Origin of the sequence: uncultured Paracoccus sp., from assembly GCF_945915435.1 — a bacterium.
Lineage (GTDB): Bacteria > Pseudomonadota > Alphaproteobacteria > Rhodobacterales > Rhodobacteraceae > Paracoccus.
The window spans coordinates 23,283-42,499 of sequence record NZ_CAMEFG010000033.1 but is presented as its reverse complement, the minus strand read 5'-3'; the positions used below and the strand labels follow the sequence as shown (position 1 = coordinate 42,499).

22 protein-coding genes and 2 tRNA genes are annotated in these 19,217 nt (G+C 64.9%); 5 read left to right on the top strand and 19 right to left on the bottom strand.

What is annotated here, in order from left to right; all coding sequences use genetic code 11:
• On the top strand, nt 1-772 hold a 772-nt coding region (locus Q0O97_RS11880), incomplete at its 5' end, for a hypothetical protein (protein WP_294929325.1).
• Nucleotides 773-851: 79 nt separating this feature from the next.
• On the opposite strand, the gene Q0O97_RS11875 is transcribed toward Q0O97_RS11880, so the two are convergent.
• A tRNA-Met gene (locus Q0O97_RS11875) sits at nt 852-928 on the bottom strand.
• A gap of 161 nt (nt 929-1,089) precedes the next feature.
• Nucleotides 1,090-2,418 carry a glutamate--tRNA ligase gene (gltX, locus tag Q0O97_RS11870; protein ID WP_294929322.1) on the bottom strand — a complete coding sequence of 443 codons (1,329 nt, stop codon included), beginning with the start codon at nt 2,416-2,418 and terminating at the stop codon, nt 1,090-1,092.
• 87 nt (nt 2,419-2,505) lie between these two features.
• Between gltX and Q0O97_RS11865 the strand changes: the two genes are divergently transcribed.
• Together Q0O97_RS11865 and Q0O97_RS11860 are read left to right on the top strand one after the other, a co-directional pair.
• Nucleotides 2,506-2,916 (top strand): metallopeptidase family protein, encoded by a 411-nt coding sequence (locus tag Q0O97_RS11865; protein ID WP_294929319.1) that lies wholly within the window; start codon nt 2,506-2,508, stop codon nt 2,914-2,916.
• Nucleotides 2,913-3,890, top strand: coding sequence for a 1-phosphofructokinase family hexose kinase (locus Q0O97_RS11860; protein WP_294929316.1), 978 nt, complete (start codon nt 2,913-2,915; stop codon nt 3,888-3,890). Before Q0O97_RS11865 ends, Q0O97_RS11860 begins: the two co-directional genes overlap by 4 nt.
• Before the next feature lie 3 nt (nt 3,891-3,893).
• Here the strand turns inward: Q0O97_RS11860 and Q0O97_RS11855 are convergent, their stop codons facing one another.
• The 10 genes from Q0O97_RS11855 to rpmH all read right to left on the bottom strand — a co-directional run bounded on the left by Q0O97_RS11855 (nt 3,894) and on the right by rpmH (nt 12,025).
• Nucleotides 3,894-4,409 (bottom strand): histidine phosphatase family protein, encoded by a 516-nt coding sequence (locus Q0O97_RS11855; protein WP_294929313.1) that lies wholly within the window; start codon nt 4,407-4,409, stop codon nt 3,894-3,896.
• 93 nt (nt 4,410-4,502) lie between these two features.
• Entirely contained in the window at nt 4,503-5,402 is a 900-nt protein-coding gene (gene argB, locus Q0O97_RS11850) for an acetylglutamate kinase (RefSeq protein ID WP_294929310.1), read from the bottom strand.
• A gap of 61 nt (nt 5,403-5,463) precedes the next feature.
• Entirely contained in the window at nt 5,464-6,114 is a 651-nt protein-coding gene (gene yihA / locus Q0O97_RS11845; protein ID WP_294929307.1) for a ribosome biogenesis GTP-binding protein YihA/YsxC, read from the bottom strand.
• Entirely contained in the window at nt 6,111-6,860 is a 750-nt protein-coding gene (locus Q0O97_RS11840; protein WP_294929304.1) for an MOSC domain-containing protein, read from the bottom strand. The genes yihA and Q0O97_RS11840 overlap by 4 nt, the downstream gene beginning before the upstream one ends.
• Nucleotides 6,857-8,743 carry a membrane protein insertase YidC gene (gene yidC / locus Q0O97_RS11835; protein WP_294929301.1) on the bottom strand — a complete coding sequence of 629 codons (1,887 nt, stop codon included), beginning with the start codon at nt 8,741-8,743 and terminating at the stop codon, nt 6,857-6,859. Before yidC ends, Q0O97_RS11840 begins: the two co-directional genes overlap by 4 nt.
• A gap of 172 nt (nt 8,744-8,915) precedes the next feature.
• The gene (locus Q0O97_RS11830; RefSeq protein WP_294929298.1) at nt 8,916-10,148 is read right to left on the bottom strand and encodes an EAL domain-containing protein; all 1,233 of its coding nucleotides are present in this window, start codon (nt 10,146-10,148) and stop codon (nt 8,916-8,918) included.
• 101 nt (nt 10,149-10,249) lie between these two features.
• Nucleotides 10,250-11,149: a tRNA 2-thiocytidine(32) synthetase TtcA gene (gene ttcA / locus Q0O97_RS11825; protein ID WP_294929295.1), complete on the bottom strand. Its 900-nt coding sequence runs from the start codon at nt 11,147-11,149 to the stop codon at nt 10,250-10,252.
• A 20-nt stretch (nt 11,150-11,169) separates the two neighbouring features.
• On the bottom strand, nt 11,170-11,400 hold the full coding sequence (gene yidD, locus Q0O97_RS11820) for a membrane protein insertion efficiency factor YidD (protein ID WP_294929292.1): 231 nt from the start codon (nt 11,398-11,400) through the stop codon (nt 11,170-11,172).
• Nucleotides 11,397-11,837: a ribonuclease P protein component gene (rnpA, locus tag Q0O97_RS11815; protein WP_294929290.1), complete on the bottom strand. Its 441-nt coding sequence runs from the start codon at nt 11,835-11,837 to the stop codon at nt 11,397-11,399. The genes yidD and rnpA overlap by 4 nt, the downstream gene beginning before the upstream one ends.
• A gap of 50 nt (nt 11,838-11,887) precedes the next feature.
• A complete protein-coding gene (rpmH, locus tag Q0O97_RS11810; protein ID WP_294929287.1) occupies nt 11,888-12,025 on the bottom strand; it encodes a 50S ribosomal protein L34 in 138 nt (45 codons plus the stop codon).
• 249 nt (nt 12,026-12,274) lie between these two features.
• On the opposite strand from rpmH, the gene Q0O97_RS11805 reads away from it, so the two are divergent.
• Both Q0O97_RS11805 and Q0O97_RS11800 read left to right on the top strand, forming a co-directional pair.
• Nucleotides 12,275-13,705 carry a HAMP domain-containing sensor histidine kinase gene (locus Q0O97_RS11805; protein ID WP_294929285.1) on the top strand — a complete coding sequence of 477 codons (1,431 nt, stop codon included), beginning with the start codon at nt 12,275-12,277 and terminating at the stop codon, nt 13,703-13,705.
• A gap of 140 nt (nt 13,706-13,845) precedes the next feature.
• Nucleotides 13,846-13,922, top strand: a tRNA-Arg gene (locus tag Q0O97_RS11800).
• 74 nt (nt 13,923-13,996) lie between these two features.
• Here Q0O97_RS11800 and Q0O97_RS11795 read toward each other — a convergent pair.
• From Q0O97_RS11795 to Q0O97_RS11765, 7 genes are read right to left on the bottom strand one after another with little or no spacing between them, the layout of a single operon-like run.
• Nucleotides 13,997-15,037 (bottom strand): tyrosine-type recombinase/integrase, encoded by a 1,041-nt coding sequence (locus Q0O97_RS11795; protein ID WP_294929282.1) that lies wholly within the window; start codon nt 15,035-15,037, stop codon nt 13,997-13,999.
• Between the two features lie 2 nt (nt 15,038-15,039).
• On the bottom strand, nt 15,040-15,285 hold the full coding sequence (locus Q0O97_RS11790) for a hypothetical protein (protein ID WP_294929279.1): 246 nt from the start codon (nt 15,283-15,285) through the stop codon (nt 15,040-15,042).
• Nucleotides 15,286-15,289: 4 nt separating this feature from the next.
• Entirely contained in the window at nt 15,290-15,478 is a 189-nt protein-coding gene (locus Q0O97_RS11785; protein WP_294929277.1) for a hypothetical protein, read from the bottom strand.
• Between the two features lie 12 nt (nt 15,479-15,490).
• Nucleotides 15,491-15,820 carry a DUF2190 family protein gene (locus tag Q0O97_RS11780; protein WP_294929275.1) on the bottom strand — a complete coding sequence of 110 codons (330 nt, stop codon included), beginning with the start codon at nt 15,818-15,820 and terminating at the stop codon, nt 15,491-15,493.
• 1 nt (nt 15,821) lies between these two features.
• Complete coding sequence (locus Q0O97_RS11775) at nt 15,822-16,037, bottom strand: hypothetical protein (protein WP_294929272.1); 216 nt, start codon at nt 16,035-16,037, stop codon at nt 15,822-15,824.
• Nucleotides 16,037-17,872 (bottom strand): HK97 family phage prohead protease, encoded by a 1,836-nt coding sequence (locus Q0O97_RS11770; protein ID WP_294929270.1) that lies wholly within the window; start codon nt 17,870-17,872, stop codon nt 16,037-16,039. Before Q0O97_RS11770 ends, Q0O97_RS11775 begins: the two co-directional genes overlap by 1 nt.
• Entirely contained in the window at nt 17,865-19,214 is a 1,350-nt protein-coding gene (locus Q0O97_RS11765; RefSeq protein ID WP_294929267.1) for a phage portal protein, read from the bottom strand. The genes Q0O97_RS11770 and Q0O97_RS11765 overlap by 8 nt, the downstream gene beginning before the upstream one ends.
• Nucleotides 19,215-19,217: the final 3 nt, after the last annotated feature.

Here is a 19,217-nt window from a genome sequence, read left to right as displayed (position 1 = left end):
AGCCTCAAGCCTCAAGCCTCAAGCCTCAAGCCTCAAGCCTCAAGCCTCAAGCCTCAAATATTGCCTAGTGATCGCACCGTCAAAGGAAGACGTGCTTCCAGATTTCCATCCGCTGAAAGCCGCCTCAGTTTCGATCGTGGATGCGATATATTCAAGCATATTCACCGCCGGCGTTCCGGTCAGTTGCCCTATACGCCGGCTAAGACAGGAAGCTGACAGCTATTATCCGACAGACACCCACTGGTCCGATCTGGGCGCATATATTTGCGTCCGCGATATTCTCGAAACACTGAAAATTGACCTGCCGGACGATTTCGAACTCCAGTTCGAGGATATGGAAGTCGCGGGGGATCTTGGCTCGAAGCTGACCCCGGCTCGCCGCTCTCGGCGCAAAGTCCTGGCTCGGCAAGAACGCTCTGCCAAGCTGACCTTCGACAATAGGGTGCTAGGTTCCAGCGGCATACAGATATACGAGAACGACAAGCCCGTCATCGACGATACGGTGCTGATATTCGGAGGCAGTTCATCGGACCAGCTATCGCGGGTCATGGCCGAGATATTCCGCAAGATCATGCGCGTCAATTCGCCCCTGACCATGCCCATCATCGAAGTCGTGGATACCGTAGCACCGGGCATCGTTCTGATGCAAACAAATGCACGCTATCTCAAAAGCTGCCCGAAACTTGCCAAAACCATCGCCGATTCGGCACTGTCCAAACTCGACCACACCGGCTTCCCGCAAGGCTGGCTGCAAGGCAAGCATTCAGGCTAGCCAGACCGGAAACTGACCGAATACTGGGCTGTCAGGACACCGATCCGGCCATGAAAACCATTTGCGTATCAGGGAATTATGGTAGCGGAGGAGGGACTTGAACCCCCGACACGCGGATTATGATTCCGCTGCTCTAACCAACTGAGCTACTCCGCCACGGGTGAGGGGGATTTATAACCCGGCGACGGGGGCGTCAAGCGGATAATCGCAGAAAAAACGCCCCTTCCCCATTCGCGCGCAAACCCCGATTTCTTCATCACCCAAATACCCCCGCCGGAGGCGGTCCCGCCCTTGCCACCAAGCCGGGCACCTGCCCCTCACGCGCCGCGCGCCCGCACGACCTGCAACAACGGCATGACTTCGGCCATGTCCGGCCCATGCGCCTGCCCGGTCAGGGCCTTGCGGAGGGGCATGAACAGCGGCTTGCCCTTGCGCCCCGTCGCTTCCTTGACGCGGGCGGTGAACGTCGCCCAACTGGCGTCGTCATAGGGCGGCGGCGGCAGCAGCGTCATCGCCTGTGCGATGAACTCGGCATCCTCGGGGGCGATATCAGGCTCGGCGCCGTTGCTGAAAATCTCCCACCACCCGGCAAGATCATCCAGCTTCGTGATATTCTGCGAGGCCACGCGCCAGAACCGTTCCGCCAGATCGGCGGGCACGCCAAGCGCGGCGATGCGCTCGGCCACCTCGGCAAAGGGACGCGCCTGATTCGCCTCTCGCGTCAGGGGCAGCAGGTCGTCCGCGTCGAACCGCGTGGGCGAAGCACCGAATTGCGACAGGTCGAACCCCTCGGCCAGTTCGTCCAGCGACATCTTCAGCGCGACCGGCTGCGACGAACCCAGGCGCGCCATCATCGACAGCAGGGCCTCGGGCGCGATGCCGCTTTCGCGCATCTCGCGGATGGACAGCGCGCCAAGGCGCTTGGACAGTTCCTCGCCCTGCGCGCCGGTCAGCAGGCTGTGATGCGCAAAGGCGGGCAGGGTGCCGTCAAGGGCACGGATGATCTGGATCTGGGTTGCGGTATTGGTCACATGGTCGGCACCCCGCACGATATGGGTCACACCCATATCCGTATCATCGACAGATGAAGCAAAGGTATACAGCACCTGCCCATCCGCGCGGATCAGCACCGGATCGCTGACCGAGGCCGCGTCGATCGAGATATCCCCCAGGATACCATCCACCCATTCGATCCGCTCGTGATCCAGCAGGAAACGCCAGTAACCCGTCCGGCCCTCGGCCCGCAGGCGGTCCTTGTCGGCATCCGACAGGTTCAGCCCGGCACGGTCGTAGACCGGCGGCTTGCCCATGTTGAGCTGCTTCTTGCGCTTGAGGTCCAGCTCGGTCGGCGATTCGAACACCTCGTAAAGCTTGCCGCCCGCGCGCAACGCATCTGCCGCCTCGGCGTAACGGTCCAGGCGGTCCGACTGACGCTCGACCCGGTCCCATGTCAGGCCCAGCCATTCCAGGTCGCGCTGGATGCCGTCCGCATATTCCTGCTTCGAACGCTCGCGGTCGGTGTCGTCCAGCCGCAGGATGAAGGTGCCGCCGGATTTTCGGGCGATCAGGTAGTTCATCAGGGCGGTGCGCAGGTTGCCCACATGGATGTGGCCGGTGGGCGAAGGGGCGAAACGGGTGGTTGTCATGGCGGTCTCCTGTCCGCTTCGCTCTTTCACAACGGGGCGATTTTGTCCATATCGGGAACTGGCAGGCACGAAAACGGAAGGCAGGACATGACGACGGACTGGACCAATACCACCGCCCCCGATCTGACCATGATCGAGACGATGGCGCATGAGGTGATCGCCGCCTTCCCCCCCGAATTCGCAGGCGCCGCCGCGCAGGTCATCCTGCGGGTCGAGGATTTCGCGCGCGAGGATTTCCTTGAAGAACTGGAAGTTCACGACCCGCTGGAACTGACCGGCCTTTACGATGGCGTGCCCCTGACCGAGAAATCGGCATCCGAACCGCAAGCCTTCCCCGATACGGTCTGGCTGTTTCGCCGCGCGATCCTGGACGAATGGGCCAGCCGCGGGGACGTGACCCTGGGGGCGCTGGTCAGCAATGTCGTGGTGCATGAATTCGCCCATCACTTCGGCTGGTCGGACGACGACATCGCGCAGATCGACAGGTGGTGGGAATGAAGCCGACCGCCCCCGCCGACCAGGTCCCGGTGCTGACGGTCACGCTGAACCCGGCGCTGGACCTGTCCACGACGACCGCCAGCGTGCGCCCCGATCTCAAGCTGCGCTGCGACGCACCGCTGATCCATCCCGGCGGGGGCGGCGTGAACGTCAGCCGTGCGATCCGGCTGATGGGCGGAACATCCTGCGCCTTTGTGGCGCTTGGCGGGCTGACCGGGCAGCGGGTGGCGCGCCTGTTGCAGGCCGAGGGCATCGCGCTGGCCGTGCAGGACCTGCCGGGCGAGACGCGCGAATCCTTCACCGCGACCGAGCGGGCGACGGGCCAGCAATATCGCTATGTCCTGCCCGGCCCGGAATGGTCGCCCGCGATGGTGGACGAGGCGCTGGCCACCATCGCGGCCCGCGTCGAGGCGGGGGGCTATGTGGTGCTGTCCGGCTCGAACCCCCCGGGGGTGCCGCCCGGCTTTGGCCGCGATCTTGCGCAGGCCGTCGCGCAGGCGGGCGGGCGACTGATCGTCGACACCTCGGGCGAGGCGCTGCGGCGGATCACCCAGCCCGGCGGCCCCCGGATCGAGGTGCTGCGCATCGACGGACCCGAGGCCGAGGCGCTGGCGGGCCGCCCCCTGCCCCATCAGCGCGACACGCTGCAATTCGCGCGCGAATTGCTGGGGCGTGGGCTGGCCCGCGCGGTCGTGATCGCGCGCGGGGCCGATGGCAACCTGCTGGCCTCTGCCGACGGTTGCTGGCATGCCGAGGCCAAGCGCGTCCCCATCCTCAGCAAGATCGGCGCGGGCGACAGCTATGTCGCGGGGCTGACCCTTGCCCTTGCGCGGGGATGGCCCGATCCGCTGGCGCTGGCCCTTGGCGCGGCTGCGGCGACAGCGACCATCCAGACCCCGGCGACCGAACTTTGCCCCCCTGCGGATGTCGAGGCGCTGTTCGATCCGAGCAGTGTCACCCGGATCGACTGTTAGAACCTAGCGCCCCTCGAAGCGCACGAAATCCAGCACGCCACCCTCGCCCGGACGGACCTGCGACCAGTCCGGGACCTGGAAATCCACCACCAGCGTCGCGGCGGTGGGAAAGCGCCGGAACTCGGGGTCCAGCGGCGGGCGGGCGGGCAGCATCGCGGCGAATTCGCCGATGCCGGGGTTGTGCCCCAGCATCATCACCACCGGCGCGGTGGCGCTGCGCAAGATCTTCAGCATCTGGTCCGGGCCGGCCTGATAAAGCTGCGGCTCGTATCGGATGGGCGGGCGCACCTCCAGCGGAGCCAGCGCCGCCAGGTCCCAGGTTTCGCGCGTGCGGGTCGCGGTGGAACACAGAACCTCTTCGGGTTCGTATCCGCGACTGGCAAGCCAGTCCCCCAGTTCCCGCGCAGAGCGGCGGCCGCGCTGGTTCAGCGGGCGGTCGTGGTCGCGCATCGCGGGATCGTCCCAGGACGACTTGGCATGGCGGGTCAGGATGAGACGACGATATCCGTTCGGGTTCATGTTGGCCTGTGCTGGAACTACGACTGCAAGTCGAAGCCTGCCACAGCATCCGCCAAGGCCGCAAGCATTCTTGCAAGTTTCTGGAAAACGGACCTAAAGTCCGCTGTCGCCCTGACGCAGCCCACGCGGACGCACCCGCGGCACGGTCGAGCGGATCAGGCTGCCCGCGCCATGTTCCGTGAACAATTCCAGCAAGGTGGCGTTGGCCACGCGCCCATCCAGGATGACGACGGCGCGCACCCCCTCCTCCAGCGCCTTCAGCGCGGTTTCGGTCTTGGGAATCATCCCGCCCGCGATGACGCCGCTTTCGGTCATGGCGCGCACCTGTTCGGGGGAAAGCTGGGTCAGCACCTCGCCGTTTTCGTCCTTGACGCCCGACACGTCGGTCAAAAGCAGCAGCCGGTCGGCCTTCAGTGCCCCGGCGATGGCCCCGGCGGCGGTGTCGCCGTTGACGTTGAAGGTCTCGTTATCCTCCATCCCCGTGGCGACGGGGGCGATCACCGGGATCAGCCCGACATCATAGAGGTCGCGGATGATCTGGACGTTCATCTCGACCGGGCGTCCCACAAAGCCCAGTTCGGGATCGTCGGCTTCGCACACCATCATGTCGTCGTCCTTGCCGCTGATGCCGATCGCGCGGCCCCCGGCATCGTTGATGGCCTGCACGATCCGCTTGTTGACAAGGCCGGACAGCACCATCTCGACCACCTCGACGGTTTCCTTGGTGGTGACGCGCTTGCCGCGCACGAAATGCGATTCGATGCCCAGCCTGCCCAGCAGGTCGTTGATCATCGGGCCGCCGCCGTGGACGACCACCGGATGGATGCCGACCTGCTTCATCAGCACGATGTCGCGGGCGAATTCGGCCATCGCCTCGTCGTCGCCCATCGCGTTGCCGCCGAATTTCACGACGACGACGGCACCCGAGTAGCGCTGCATGTAAGGCAAGGCTTCCGACAGTGTGCGCGCGGTGGCGATCCAATCACGGTTCATGTCCTGCTTTCTCATTCAAGGCCCCTGTTCATGGCATCCGACCCTATGGCCCGCGCCGCCGTCAGTCCAGACCGGCGATGATCGCGCGCAAGGTGGCGATGCCGCGCCCCTTCTCGGACGAGGTCACGACCAGTTCGGGGTAGGCGGCGGGGTGCTTTTGCAGCGCGTCTTCAACCTGGGCGACGGTGGCGGTCAGGGTGCCGGCGCCGATCTTGTCGGCCTTGGTCAGCACCACCTGAAAGGGCACGGCGGCGCGGTCCAGCAGGCGCATGATCTCATGGTCGACCTCTTTCACGCCGTGGCGCGAATCGATCAGGGCGAAGGCGCGGCGCAGCGTGGGCCTGCCGCCAAGATAGGATTTCAGCAGCGCCTGCCACTTGGCGACGACCGGCAGGGGCGCACGCGCATAGCCATAGCCCGGCAGGTCCACCAGATAGCCGTGATCGCCCAGGGTGAAATAGTTGATCTCTTGCGTGCGGCCCGGCGTGTTCGACGCCCGCGCCAGTGACTTCCGCCCCGTCAGCGCGTTGATAAGGCTTGATTTCCCAACGTTCGAGCGGCCTGCAAAGCACACCTCGGGGCGATCGGCGGGGGGCAGGCCGTCCAGCGCCACGACACCCTTGACGAAATCGACCGGACCCGCGAACAACTGCCGCGCGGCCTCGGCCCTGTCGTCATCGGGTTCGGGGGCAATGGGAAAAGCGACCTTCATATCCGAACCTCATCCCCCTGGCGGATCACGCCGCCCGTCACCACCTGCGCATAAATGCCGAAGTCGCTGTGGCCGTAATGTTCCCGCAGGCTGCGCGGCATGTCGCAATCCAGGCGCCCGGTCTGGCTGTCGGCGCTGGTCGCGGCGCAGCGGGTGATGGGTTGGACGACAAGCAGCTCGACCTCGCCGATGCGGATGGTGCGGCCGATCAGGTCCCGCTCGGCCAACGGCTCCCATCCGTCGATCCACAGGTTGCCCCGCCAGCGGTCCGTGCCCAGGGGCTGGGTCATACGGGCCGCAAGCTCAGCCAGGCTGGACAGCGACAGGATCGAGATCCAGGGCTGGCGCGAATCCGTCCAGAAAACCGGCGCGCGCACCAGCCGGACCGGCTGCGGCAGGTCGCCCGGCCACAGCGGCGCAACCCAGTCGATCAGGCGCTGGCCCTGGTGTTCGGGCGCAAACGTCAGTTCGGGCCGGTCGGGATGGGTCAGCCGCAGGTGCGAATCGTCCAGCCAGCCCCCCTTCACCGCCTGCAAAGCCGCGCAGGCAGCCCCTTGCAGAAAGCAGGATTTGGGCAGCCAGCGATCGGGCTGCCCGTCGACATGACGCTGCCCCCCTTGGTGCAACAGCGCCCATTCCCGGTCGCCCGGCATGACGCCCGAGGGCGTCAGCCGCGCCTCGGCCAGCGCCTCGCCGCCGATCCCCTTGACGGGGTGGCGGCATAGCCGGGCCAGCCGGACTGTCATTTGCCCTTGCCCTTTTCGGCGGGTTTCTTACCGCGATTGCCGAAACCCGACTTGATATTGCCGAACAGGTCCGGGCGGTGGCCATGCATCGACATGATCGAATATTGCTGGATGATGGTGATGACGTTGTTCGCGATCCAGTAAATCACCAGACCTGAGGCGAAACCGCCCAGCATCAGCATGAAGATCCACGGCATCCATGCAAAAATCATCTTCTGCGCCGGATCGGTGGGCGCCGGGTTCAGCTTTTGCTGCAGCCACATCGAGACGCCAAGCACGATCGCCAGAATCGGCAGCGAAAAGGAATGGAACAGCGTTCCCTGCGCAGGCGCGGCCCAGGGCAGGATGCCGAACAGGTTCCACAGGCTGGAGGGGTCGGGCGCGGAGAGGTCGCGGATCCAGCCGATCCAGGGCGCGTGGCGCAGTTCGATCGTGACGAAGATCACCTTGTAGAGCGAGAAGAAGATCGGAATCTGCAACAGCACCGGCAGGCAGCCCGCGGCGGGGTTGACCTTTTCGCGCTTGTAAAGCTCCATCACCTCTTTCTGGTATTTTGTGCGGTCGTCGCCGGTGCGTTCCTTGATCGCCTCCATCTGCGGCTGCAGTTCCTTCATCCGCGCCATCGAGATGTAGGACTTCCGCGCCAGCGGGAAGACCAGCAGCTTCAGCACCACGGTCAGCGCGATGATGGCCCAGCCCATGTTGCCGATGATGCCATGCAGCCAGTGTAGCAGGCGGAAGATCGGTTTGGTCAGGAAATAGAACCAGCCCCAGTCGATCGAATCCACGAAACGGTCGATGCCGATGGTGTTCTGATAGCCGTTGATCGTCTCCCAGACCTTGGCACCCGCGAACAGGTAGCTGCTGGACGAAACCGTCGCGCCCGGCGCGGCGGTCTGGACCGGCATGCGCGCCTCGGTCTGGTAGATGTCGGCGCCGGGGGCGTATTTGACCACCGCTGTGAAGGAGGTACCAGGCGCCGGCGCCAGCGTGGTCATCCAGTATTTATCGGTGAAGCCGATCCAGCCGTCTTCCTCGACCTGGGCGATTTCCGCGGGTCCCTCTTGCGCGACGGGATCCAGCTTCGCGATATCCTTGTATTTCATTTCCAGCAGCGAGCCATCGGTCATGCCGACGGCGCCTTCGTGCAGGACGAAGAAGTTCTGGGTGTCGGGCTGGCCGTGACGGGCAAGGATGCCGTAAGGCGCAGCCGAAAACGCCGCATCGCCGTTGTTTTCCAGCGTTTGGGTGACGGTGAACAGGAACTGGTCGTCCAGCTCGAACGTCCGGCGGAAGACCTGGCCCGCGCCATTGTCCCAAGCCAGCGTGACCGGCTGGCCGGGCGCCAGGGTCTCGCCCGATTCAAGCTGCCAGACGGTGGCGGGGCCGGGCACCAGCGCCGGATCGGTACCCGCTGCGGGCATCCAGCCATAGACCGCATAATAGGGCTTTTGCGACACCAGTTCGGGCGCGCCGCCGGGCGCGACGGCACTGCCGCCCTCGGCCAGTTGCGGCTGGACCGTCGGGGACAGCAGCCGGACATAGGGCGAATTGGGGTCCTGGGTTTCGCGATAGCCGGTCAGTTCAAGATCGTCCACGCGCCCGCCTGCCAGCGAAATCGACCCGAGCAGCGATCCGCTTTCGATGGACACCCGCCCGGCCGCGGCGGATGGATCGCTTACGGCCTGCCCTTCCGCCGCCAGTTCGGGTGTAGCGGCGGGCTGGCCTTCGGGCGCGACCACGCCCGCGGGCTGCTGGCTTTCGGCGACCGGCGCCTCGGCTTCCGGCTGGGGTGGGGGCGGCGCGAAGAAGAAGGACCAGGCCATCATGACCAGTGCCGAAAGCACCATGGCCAAAATCAGATTGCGGTTATTGTTATTCATGGCTGGCGGACCCTTCGTCGGAAGTCTCTGATCGCATACCGCGCCGGTTCAACAGAAGCGACCGGCAAAGGTCAAGGGAGTTTGCCGGAAAACTGTCCCTGGCCCCCTGCGCGAATTGCGCGTCCCGGCCCCTTGCCGGCAGGAAATTTCCGTCGCGGGCAAGCCCCCGTCCCTAGCCGACACGGCGCGGCGGCAGCGCGAAACCCGGCGGCTGACGGTGTTTCCGTGCGAAATCGGCCACCTCCGCTTGCGAAAGCGGGGCAGAGACCGCGTCGCCTTGCAGAAGATCGACGCCGATCTGCGCAAGGAATGACCGTTCGCCGGGCGTGTCGATGGCGGTGGCGACGGTCCTGGCACCGCGATGATCGGCCAGCGCCAGAATGGCAAGGATCATGCGCTGCTGCTCGACCCGGCGATCACAATCGCGCGTGAATCCCCGGGTCAGGCGCAGCGTGGCGCCAGCCGCCCCATGCATCGTCGCGGGCGCGATGTCGGCGGCGGCAATATCCTCGACCTCGACCCGGCATCCCGCCGCGATCAGGCGCAGGAGGTTTTCCTTCGCCCGCGCAGCCCCCATGCCAGTGGGCGAGTGCAGGATGAGGCACAGCCGCGCAGGCGGGACATCCTGCCGGTCTAGTTCCCACAGCAGGGTCTCGGCCAGATCCGGCAGGCAAAGCTGCGCCTGCGACAGCGGCAGGGCGATTTGGCCGATGCCGGCATTCGCGGCGTCCCAGTCCCGCAAGGCGGTCAGCGCGTGACGGATCATGTCCTGGGTGGTCCTTGACAGATCCTCGACCGTCAGCCGGGGCAGGAACTGATCCTGCGCAAGAGGACCGCCGCCGGGGTGGTGCAGCACCGCCCATGCCTCGACCGAGGGAACGATGCCGGAATCGGCGCAAAGGCGCGGACGGAAACGCATTTCCAGCCAGTCGGGATCATAGGCAGGCGGCAATGGGGGAACTGCGCGTTGCAGGGGAAAGTAGGTCATGACCGGCAAGGCGCCCACCTGACCCACGTCCTGCGTCAGGACGGCGCGGCCAAAATCGAACAACTGCCCCGGATGCGCCGGGTCGTCGCCTTCGCGGACCAGCGCGCCCGCAAAGACGGGCCGCACCCACCCGCGCGAGGTCGGGACGCCCTGGCGCAGCAGGCCCGCGACCACCCGCGCCAATACCCGCACCTGCCTGTCGCGGCGGGGCGGCAGCAAGACGCGGAATTCCCCTGCTTCGGTCGCATGCAACGCGCCGCGCAGGCGCAATTCGCGCGAAAGCCGCGCCGATATCGCCGCGACCAGTTCGGCCATGCCCGCGGCGCCAAGCAACTGCCGCATCGCCGCCGGTTCCTGCATGCGCAGCACCATCGCATGACGGATGCGACGCCGCCTTGACCATCGCAGAAAAACCATCGCGCCCGTTGCCAAGCCCAAGACAATCGCCAGCCAGATCATTGCACGTCCCGAATCAAACCCTGATCCGGCCAGCATAGTGCCCGTTGGTTTTCGTTCGGTTAATGTTCGCGCAGCAAGGGCACCGAATTTTCCTTAAAATCCAACGGATCCAGCGCCGTGAAATCGAAAAGCGACGGATCCGGCAGATGCGAGGGCCGGACATTCATCATCGCGCGAAACATCACCTGGCGGCGGCCGGGGCTGCGCGCCTCCCATTCGTCCAGCAGCTTTTTCACCTGCATCCGTTGCAATCCTTCCTGGCTGCCGCAGAGATCGCAGGGGATCACGGGATAGTTCATCGCGCGGGCGAAACGGTCGCAATCGGCCTCGGCAACATAGGCCAGAGGACGCAAGACGTTCAGATCCCCTTCTTCATTCAACAGCTTGGGCGGCATCGAGGCCAGCCGCCCGCCGTGAAACAGGTTCATGAAAAAGGTTTCCAAAATATCGTCGCGATGATGCCCCAGCACCACGGCGGAACAGCCTTCTTCCCGCGCGATACGGTAAAGATTGCCGCGCCGCAGACGCGAACACAGCGCGCAATAGGTGCGCCCGGCGGGCACCTTTTCCTTCACGATGGAATAGGTGTCCTGATATTCGATCCGATGGGGCACCTGACGGTCGGTCAGGAACTCGGGCAGGACGGTCGCCGGAAAGCCCGGCTGGCCTTGGTCGAGGTTGCAGGCCAGCAGATCGACCGGCAGAAGCCCGCGCCATTTCAATTCGTGCAGCACCGCCAGCAGGGTGTAGCTGTCCTTGCCGCCCGACAGGCAGATCAGCCAGCGATCGCCGGGGCGGATCATGTCATAGGTCTCGATCGCGGCGCGGGTGTCGCGCACCAGACGCTTGCGCAGCTTGCGAAACTCGGTCGAGGAAGGCGCGCCGCGGAACAGGGGATGGATATCCTCGTGCCCGTCGGTCTCGATGGGGCCGGTCTCGATGGAATCAGGGGCGTTCATGGCGGCTTTCCTGGCAAGGGTCATTCGTCGCGCGGCGGCACCGGGTCGTGGCCGTGACCGCCCCAGGGATGGCAGCGGCAGATGCGGCGCAGGGTCAGCCAGCCGCCGCGAAAGGCGCCGTGCCGCTCCAACGCCTCGAGCGCATAGGCCGAGCATGTGGGCTGGAACCGGCAGCCATGCCCGACCCAAGGGCTGGCGACCAGCCGATAGGCGCGCACCGGCAGCGCGATCAGATGGGCGAGCGGACTCATGTCCGGCGAGGCGCGTGGATGCGGGTCAGCGCCTGCGCCAGATCGTCGCGCAGATCGGCGTAATCGCGGGTCACGGTGGCGCCGGGTCGGGCAACCAGAACATAATCCCAACCGGGACGGGCGGCGGCGGGCATCACCTCGCGCGCCAAGGCGCGCAGCCGCCGCTTGGCACGGTTGCGGGTCACGGCATTGCCAATCTTCTTCGAGCAGGTAAAGCCCACGCGGACCTGTTCCGCCGGCGCCTCATCGGGGTTGCGGCGGCGCGCTTGCAGCAGGAAACCCGCCATGCCTTGCCTTCGCGCCGAGGCCGCCCGCAGGAAATCGGGCCGCTGGCGCAGGGTCTCGAACCGCGCGACAGTGCCGGAAACGGAAAAAACCGCCCTGCCCGTTTCCCCATGCGGAACCTTGCGGTCCGCATCGGAAGGCAGCGACGGCATCCGCCGGGCTTTCACCCTGTCCGTTTCTTCCCGCACCCGAAGGCGAGGGGTCAGGCGGACAGGCGCTTGCGGCCCTTGGCGCGACGTGCGTTCAGCACACGCTGGCCGCCCTTGGTCGCCATGCGCGCACGAAAACCGTGACGGCGGGCGCGAACCAGGTTCGACGGCTGGAAGGTGCGTTTCGACATTTTTCAAACTCCGCATCATGGCGCAGGCCGCCCAAGGGCGCGCGCCGCTATATTCAAGGGTCGCTGGATAGTCGCCACATCTGCGCGAGTCAAGCGATGGCGCCGCAATTCTTGCAGGATTGCAACATATTTTGACCCGTTTTCGGGCGCATGGGAACCCCTGCGCGCTCACAGAGGTTTGAACTCGGTCCGCGCAGGGCATATGTCCGTGGGCAAGCAAGGAGAGATGACGAAAGTGTAACGCAACAGATGACCCTGAACACCCTATCAGGTCGCTTCGCGCTGCTGACCGGCATCTTCGTCCTGATCGCGGAAATCCTGATCGTTTTCCCCTCGGTCTCGAATTACCGGCTGAACTTTCTGGAAACCCGGCTGGAGCGTGCGCAGATCGCCAGCCTCGCGCTGCTGGCGACCGACGAATCCATTGCGGCCGAACTGGAATCGGAACTGCTTGAAAACGCAGGCGTCTTCAACGTCGTCCTTCGGCGCAACGACGTGCGGCAGCTTGTGCTGTCCTCGCCCATTCCGGGGCCGGTGGACGCGACCTATGACCTGCGCGACCAGCCCTTCTGGACGGCGATCGGCGATGCGCTGACCCAGATCGCGACGCCGGAAAACCGCATCATCCGCATCATCGGCCAACCCGTGCGGCAGGCGGGCGAGCTGATCGAGATCACCACCGACACCGAATCGCTGCGCCAGGGCATGATCGAGGCGGGGCTGCGGATCCTGCTGATCTCGGCCGCCTTCGCGATCATCACGGCGGTGCTGCTGAATATCGTGGCGCAGCGGATGCTGCTGGTCCCGATCCGGCGCGTCATCAGCCACATGACCGCTTACGCAAGCTCGCCCGAGGATGCGCGCGCCATCATCACCCCCACCGCCCGCCTGGCCGAACTGCACGAGGCCGAGGCCGCCCTGGCCGAGATGCAGCGCACCATCACCTCGGCGCTCAAGCAGCAGGCCCGCCTGGCGCAGCTTGGGCAGGCCGTGGCCCGCATCAGCCACGATCTGCGCAACATCCTGACCACGGCGCAACTGTTCGCCGACCGGCTGGAAAACAGCGCCGACCCCGCCGTGCGCCGTGCCGCGCCCAAGCTGGTGAACTCGATCACCCGCGCGATCAACCTTTGCGAAACGACGCTGGCCTTCGGCAAGACCGAAGAGCCGACGCCCAGCCTGTCGCGCTTCAACCTTGCCGCCCTCGTCACCGAAGTCGCCGAGGCCGAAGCCATGAGCAGCACCCAGCACGGCGACGGCCCGCGGGTCGAGTTCCTGACCGACATTCCCCCCGCCCTGACCATCCGCGCCGACCGCGACCAGCTTTATCGCGTCCTGTCGAACCTGACCCGCAACGCACGCCAGGCGATCGAGGGCACCGGCCAGCCCGGCACCATCGAGATCGGCGCGGGCGAGGACGAATCCAACTGGTGGATCCGCGTCGGCGACACCGGGCCGGGCCTGCCCCCCAAGGCGCAAGAGTTCCTGTTCCAGCCCTTTTCGGGCGGCTCGCGCAAGGGCGGCACCGGGCTGGGGCTTGCGATCTCGGCCGACCTGGTGCGCAACCACGGCGGCGCACTGAAGCTGATCCGAACGGATGGCGACGGGACCGAGTTCATGCTGACCCTGCCCCGCGGCCTGGCCGGCATCGTCACCCCCACGCCGGAAACCGCCGGCTAAGCCGTCCCGTCGGGACCGGATGCATGTCGTGATCGGGGGGCTGTCCGGGGGGAAATGGCCCCGCGCGAATAAATCTGCCCCAATCGCGAAATTGGCCCTTGCATCCCCCCGAGCATCTCTCTACATCACCGCCCTACAGCGGACCCGTAGCTCAGCTGGATAGAGCACCAGACTACGAATCTGGGGGTCGGGCGTTCGAATCGCTCCGGGTCCGCCATTTCCTCAAAAATTTCCTTGATTGCCAACGCCCTGCGGGGCGGGTTGTCAAACTATCCTAGACGGTTTGACAGTTTAAGTTCCGGTTTCGGTCTTGTCGAGCGAAGCGATTGCCCGCTTCGCTAGGTCTTTGCGGCCTGCCGCGACAGTGTAACGGGTCACTTCGGCAAGGCTCTTATGGCCCGATATTGCCATGATTTCGTGCGGCGTGCAGCCCGCTTCCGCCAGCCTGCGACAGGTCGCTTTGCGCAGCCCGTGCGGTGACAGCTTGTCAGGTAAACCGGCTTCGCGCGTCACCGCCCTGAACCAGTTCGTGAAACCTGCCGGGGAAAACGGCTTGCCCTGCGCCGTGACAAGGAATGTCAGGTTGTCGAGCGGCAGCGCGGCCAGAATCACCTGCAGCCCGCCATGCAGCGGAATATGCACATCCTGCCCGGTCTTCTGCTGCACGATCGACAGGACGCCGTTGCGGACATGCTGACGCCCCATGCGCACCACGTCGCTGCGCCGCTGTCCGGTATAGAGCAACAGGGAAAGCGCCACATGCGCGCGGCTTCCCGGCTTGTGGTGATCGAGGAAGGCGGCAATGTGCTGCTCTTCCCAGGTGGGGAAGCCCCCGCCCTTGCGCTTGGCCTTGCGCACGCCTTGGGTCGGATCGTCGCCGCGCCAGCCCAGATCGATCGCGTGACGCATCAGCAGATGCACCATGCGCAGCATGTTGTTTGCCGCTGCGGGCGTCTCGGCCTTGTCGCTGACCAGCTTCTGCAGGTGCCGCTTTTCCATATGGGCAACGCGCTTGTCGCCATGCTCGGCTCGAAAGCGTTCGATGATACCGCGATAGGTGGCTTTCGTGGAATGGCTCAGGGTGGTGAAGTCGCTGGTCCTGTAGAAGCTGGCGACAAGCGCGGACACGCTGCCGGGCGTGCTGCGGCTCTTGCCGATTTCCAGCTTCTCACCTTTCTCGGCCTTTTCATATGCCGCCATGAATTCCGGCGTCCATGGCAGGCCGGGCAGCGGAATGCGGGGAAATCCGGGGCGGCGGTAATACCAGCGGAACTTGCCGTGCCGGTCTTCGAAGCCCTGACAATATCGGGGCGGTTTGCGTAATGGATTCATCCTCAGTCCCAATCGTTGATTTCGGGGGCTGAATCTTCGCCCGGAAGGGCATCAAACGCCAAGTCCAAAGCACGCACGTCCCAGAGTTTGCGGGAACCGACGCGCTTAGGGCCGGGCATTTCGCCGGACAGAACCAGCTTGTCGAAGGTCGTCGGGCTGATGCCGACATAGCCCGCCGCCTCGACTCGCGACAGCCCCCGCCGGGTCGGCGGTGCAATCGGGGAAGAGGGGCGGGCTTGTGCCTGCATCGGATCAGGCTTGCCCGTCCTTGACCGCCTTAGCCGCTTCCGCCGCCTTGATTTCGGCTTCGGTCGCCGGGCGGGCGCTGTTCAGATGGTCGAATTGCCTGGCCTGCTGCGCCGTCGCGTCAAAGACGCTGCGGGCAGGAACAACCACGTCGCCTGGCAGGATGATCTGGGTTTTCGCGTAGAGTTTCGGCATGACGTGGACTCCTCAAAAGCCGCTCAGGCGGACGGTAACGGTCGCGGTCGAGGCAATGGCGGCGGCAACGGCCACGCCCAGCTTCGGGTTGTCGCCTTCGGTCGTGGTCGCCAATGCCGTGTCCAGATCGAAGAATACCGCATCGCCGACAGCGAAGGCATTGGCCGCGACCTTGGGCAATTGCCAGACGCCGCTGCATTTCACGTCAACGGGCTCGCCCTCGATCGCATGGCCCTGAGCGATACCGATGATCTCGCCAGCGATGACGACACCACCGGACAGGACCGCTTCGGCGGCGGGAATGGTGATCACATCACCGGGTTGGATGTAGTTCGTTGCCATATCAGAGTCCTTTGCTGGTTTGCAGCCGGATCAGCGCATTGCGCCCGCGCTGCATGATTGCGATTTCGCTGTCGATCGCGGCGATTGCGCGTTCAATCTCGGCTTGGCTGCGATAGGTGACGGACTCGCCGTTGCTATCGGTGAAGCTGCGGACGCCCGAGAACCGGGCATCCTGAAGCTGTTCGCGGTATTCCCGCAGGCGGGTGACGGTCGCCATCACACGACATCCATTTTCACGATGCCGCGCCATCCGGCAAAGCCTGCCCCAACATCCATGAAGCAGCGAAACGACACGCCCAACGTGTCCCATTTTTCTTGACGCTGGATCTGCGGACCCGCCGCGCTGGCGAGATGGGCGAGGTTGAAGACAGCGCATTGTGCGGGATCGGCGACGACATAGAACGAGTCGCCCTCAATGCGGGGATCGATCAGCAGTTGCAGCTTCGACGCGAACGGGTTGAAGCTGTCAACGTCCGGGGGCGTGATGACGCCCAACATCTTTTCAAGTGCCGTTTCCATCTCGGGACCGGCGACAATGTATCGCGGCGTTGCTTGAATGGGCGTGACGCCATCAAGGTTCCGCTGACCACGCAGGATCATCCGCGCGCTGCTGAGTGCCGCGACAAGCTCTTCCACCGCATAGGTGCCGGTGTTTTCGCGGGCGACATCGAACAGGCCCAGCCCATCGCTCAGCGTGTTGCCGCCCGTCAGTTGCTCGAACATCAGTTGCGATTCGGTCGCAGCAGCCGCTTCACCTAGAGCACGTGAAACGTCTCCGAACAGGCCTAAATCGTCGTTTACAATCAGGCGGCGCGTCAGATCCAGACGGCGGGCGAAGGTGCGCAGTTGAAGGGGTTCACCCTCTTCACCGCGCGACGTGGCAGTGATTTCCCCGCTTTCGGTCAATTCTTCCAGCATTCCGAGACCGCCCAGGCGAATTGCGGTCGAGGTTTTGAAGTCGCTCAGGCTGCGTTTGCGGAAGAGAACCTTCAGCGGGCTTTCGGCGATCTGATACGCCTGTGCCACCGATTTACCTGCCGCGTTTGAGACAACAAGCGGAAAGTCCGAGGTCGTCAGGCTGCGATGGATCAATTCGTCGGGGCTCATGCCACGGACGGACACACCGGCACGCTGCAACGAGTCGCGGGCGTGATCCATCAGCGACATACTGGCGAATTCCCGGCTACCCTCGGGCAGTTCAGCGATACCGCCCATCCGATAGGCCAGCGCATCGGCGGCGCGGGTCTGGATCTGGGCCGGGTCGTCATGGCTGCGGGTGACACGGATGCGGGGCGCGCTGCGTTGGGACATGGCTTCACGGGCAGACTCGCGCACCTCGTCATCGCTGACAGCTTCGGCGGTCAGGTCTTCGCCCCATTCGGCGGTCAGGTTGCAGGCAGAGCGCAGCGTTTCAATCAGCGCAGTGCGGGTTTCGAGGTCAAAGGGCATTTCTGCGTTCCTATGAATGATTGCGTTTCGGTCGGCGGGGACCGGCACCAGAGAGATTTCGAGCAAACGCCAGCGCGTTGCCGTCTTCACTCGGGTGCCGTCAGGGTTTCGGGTTTCAGCCCATTGCTGGACCGCGTAACCGGCGCTGACATGGCGAATGACGCCATCCTTCACGCGCTGAAAAATCGGCTCGATATCATCGGCCATGCCAAGGCGAAGCGTGGCGCTGACGCTGGGCCCGTCGATCACGATGCCGGACGCGCGCCCGACAGTTTCCCGCGCCGCCTGGCGATGATCGGTGAGCAAAGGCAGATCGTCGCCAGCATTGAATTCCAGTCCGGCAGGATCGAGGATTTCGAGGAAAGGCCCCTTGGCATCCCTGCGCGCAAGCGGCGTCGAGGTCGCGACGACAGCGCGGAAGGTCCGGCTGTCCTCATCCAGATCACCAGCGCGCGGCATGGTGCGGGTGAAGCAGTCGCCCTGCGTCGTGTCGGTCGGGACGCGCTCGGGCTGCCGGGTGCGAACGGCCTTGGCAGGGTCAGCGGTGATGCCGCGCTTGATAAAAGAGGCTTTGGAGGGATCGCCCGTGAATCGCTTACTCATCGATACTCGCCTTTTGGTCAACAAAATGTTGATTGAAAGACAGGCCCAGAGCGGACTCGCGCGCGCGATCGGCGGCGATTTCGGCATCCAGCTTTTCGACCGAATATCCCAAGGCAGCGACGGCCTGACGGCGGGACATGAGTCCGGCTTCCATTTGCTCGATCGTGGCGCGGGCATCCTTCTGTGGATCAACCCAAGGCTGGGCGGGCGGGATATGCTCGACTGCGAAAAGATCGTCGTCGATCGTCAACCCATGTTCGAGCGCGGCCATGGTGGCGACACGGCGCCAGACGTGATCAAGGAATTGAGGCGCAAGCGTCTGGAATTGATACCGCTCGACGCGCTGACGGAACGCCACCAGCGCAGCGCGCAAGGAGGAATAGTTGGCCTGCGACACATCGCTTGTCACCAGCCAGACGGGAACGCCCACGCCTGCCGCAATGCGGTGAGTCAGGTGGCGCAGGAACTCGCCCGCCTGCTGGCTTTGCTGCGGTGCGACGGTCGAGACGTTCCAGTTGCCTGGCAGACGCAGAACCGCACCTGGTTCAAGGCCCTGCCCATCCTGCAAAGGATCTTCGCCCGTCATATCGTTCTGGTTCGTCAAAATCACCGATAGCAGCGCGGCGGTTTTGGTTTGCGTCAACAGCGCGTCCTCGGCCCCGTCCAGTTCGGCCAGCAGCAGCAGGACAGGCGCAAGCGGGCTGACGCCACGGACGGCGCCCGGCCCTGCCGGTTCGAAGATGTGCAACATGTCGCTGGCGTCGATTCTGATGGGCGGCGCATAGGTCGCCTGCAACGCATCGGGCCGGATCGGGTGAACGTGATAGGCGACTGCCGCACCATCGTCGTTCAGTTCCACGCCTGCCGCGATCGTGTCTGTGGTCAGATCGGCCAGTTGCTCGGGTGGCAGGTGCAACAGCTTGTCGCCGCGCCACAGCAGGAACGCTTCGCCGCCGATGCGCTGCGACTTCACCACAGCGGCTTGCAGGCTCCAGTAATCGCCCCGTCCGCTGGCATCAGCACGCCTGGCCCATTTCAGGAAATAGGCGTCCAGTAGCGCCCGCGTCTCGGGGTCGGGGTGCTGGCTGGTCGGGATGATGCCCGCGCCTATGGTGGCGTCGATCCACGCGGCGATCGCCGACACGGCAAGACTGTTGTTCTCAGCCGCATGGCGTGCCCGGCTGCGGATCGAGGGGGCGGCGGCAACCGTCTCTGGCCCGTAGCTGCTGAAACGGTTCGCCCCGCCGTTGAACCGGGTGCGGGCAGGCGTTGCAGCGTCATAGCTGCGAACCTGAGCGGGTGCGGCAGTGTTGCGGTTCAGAAGGCGGGACAGAATGCCCATGGG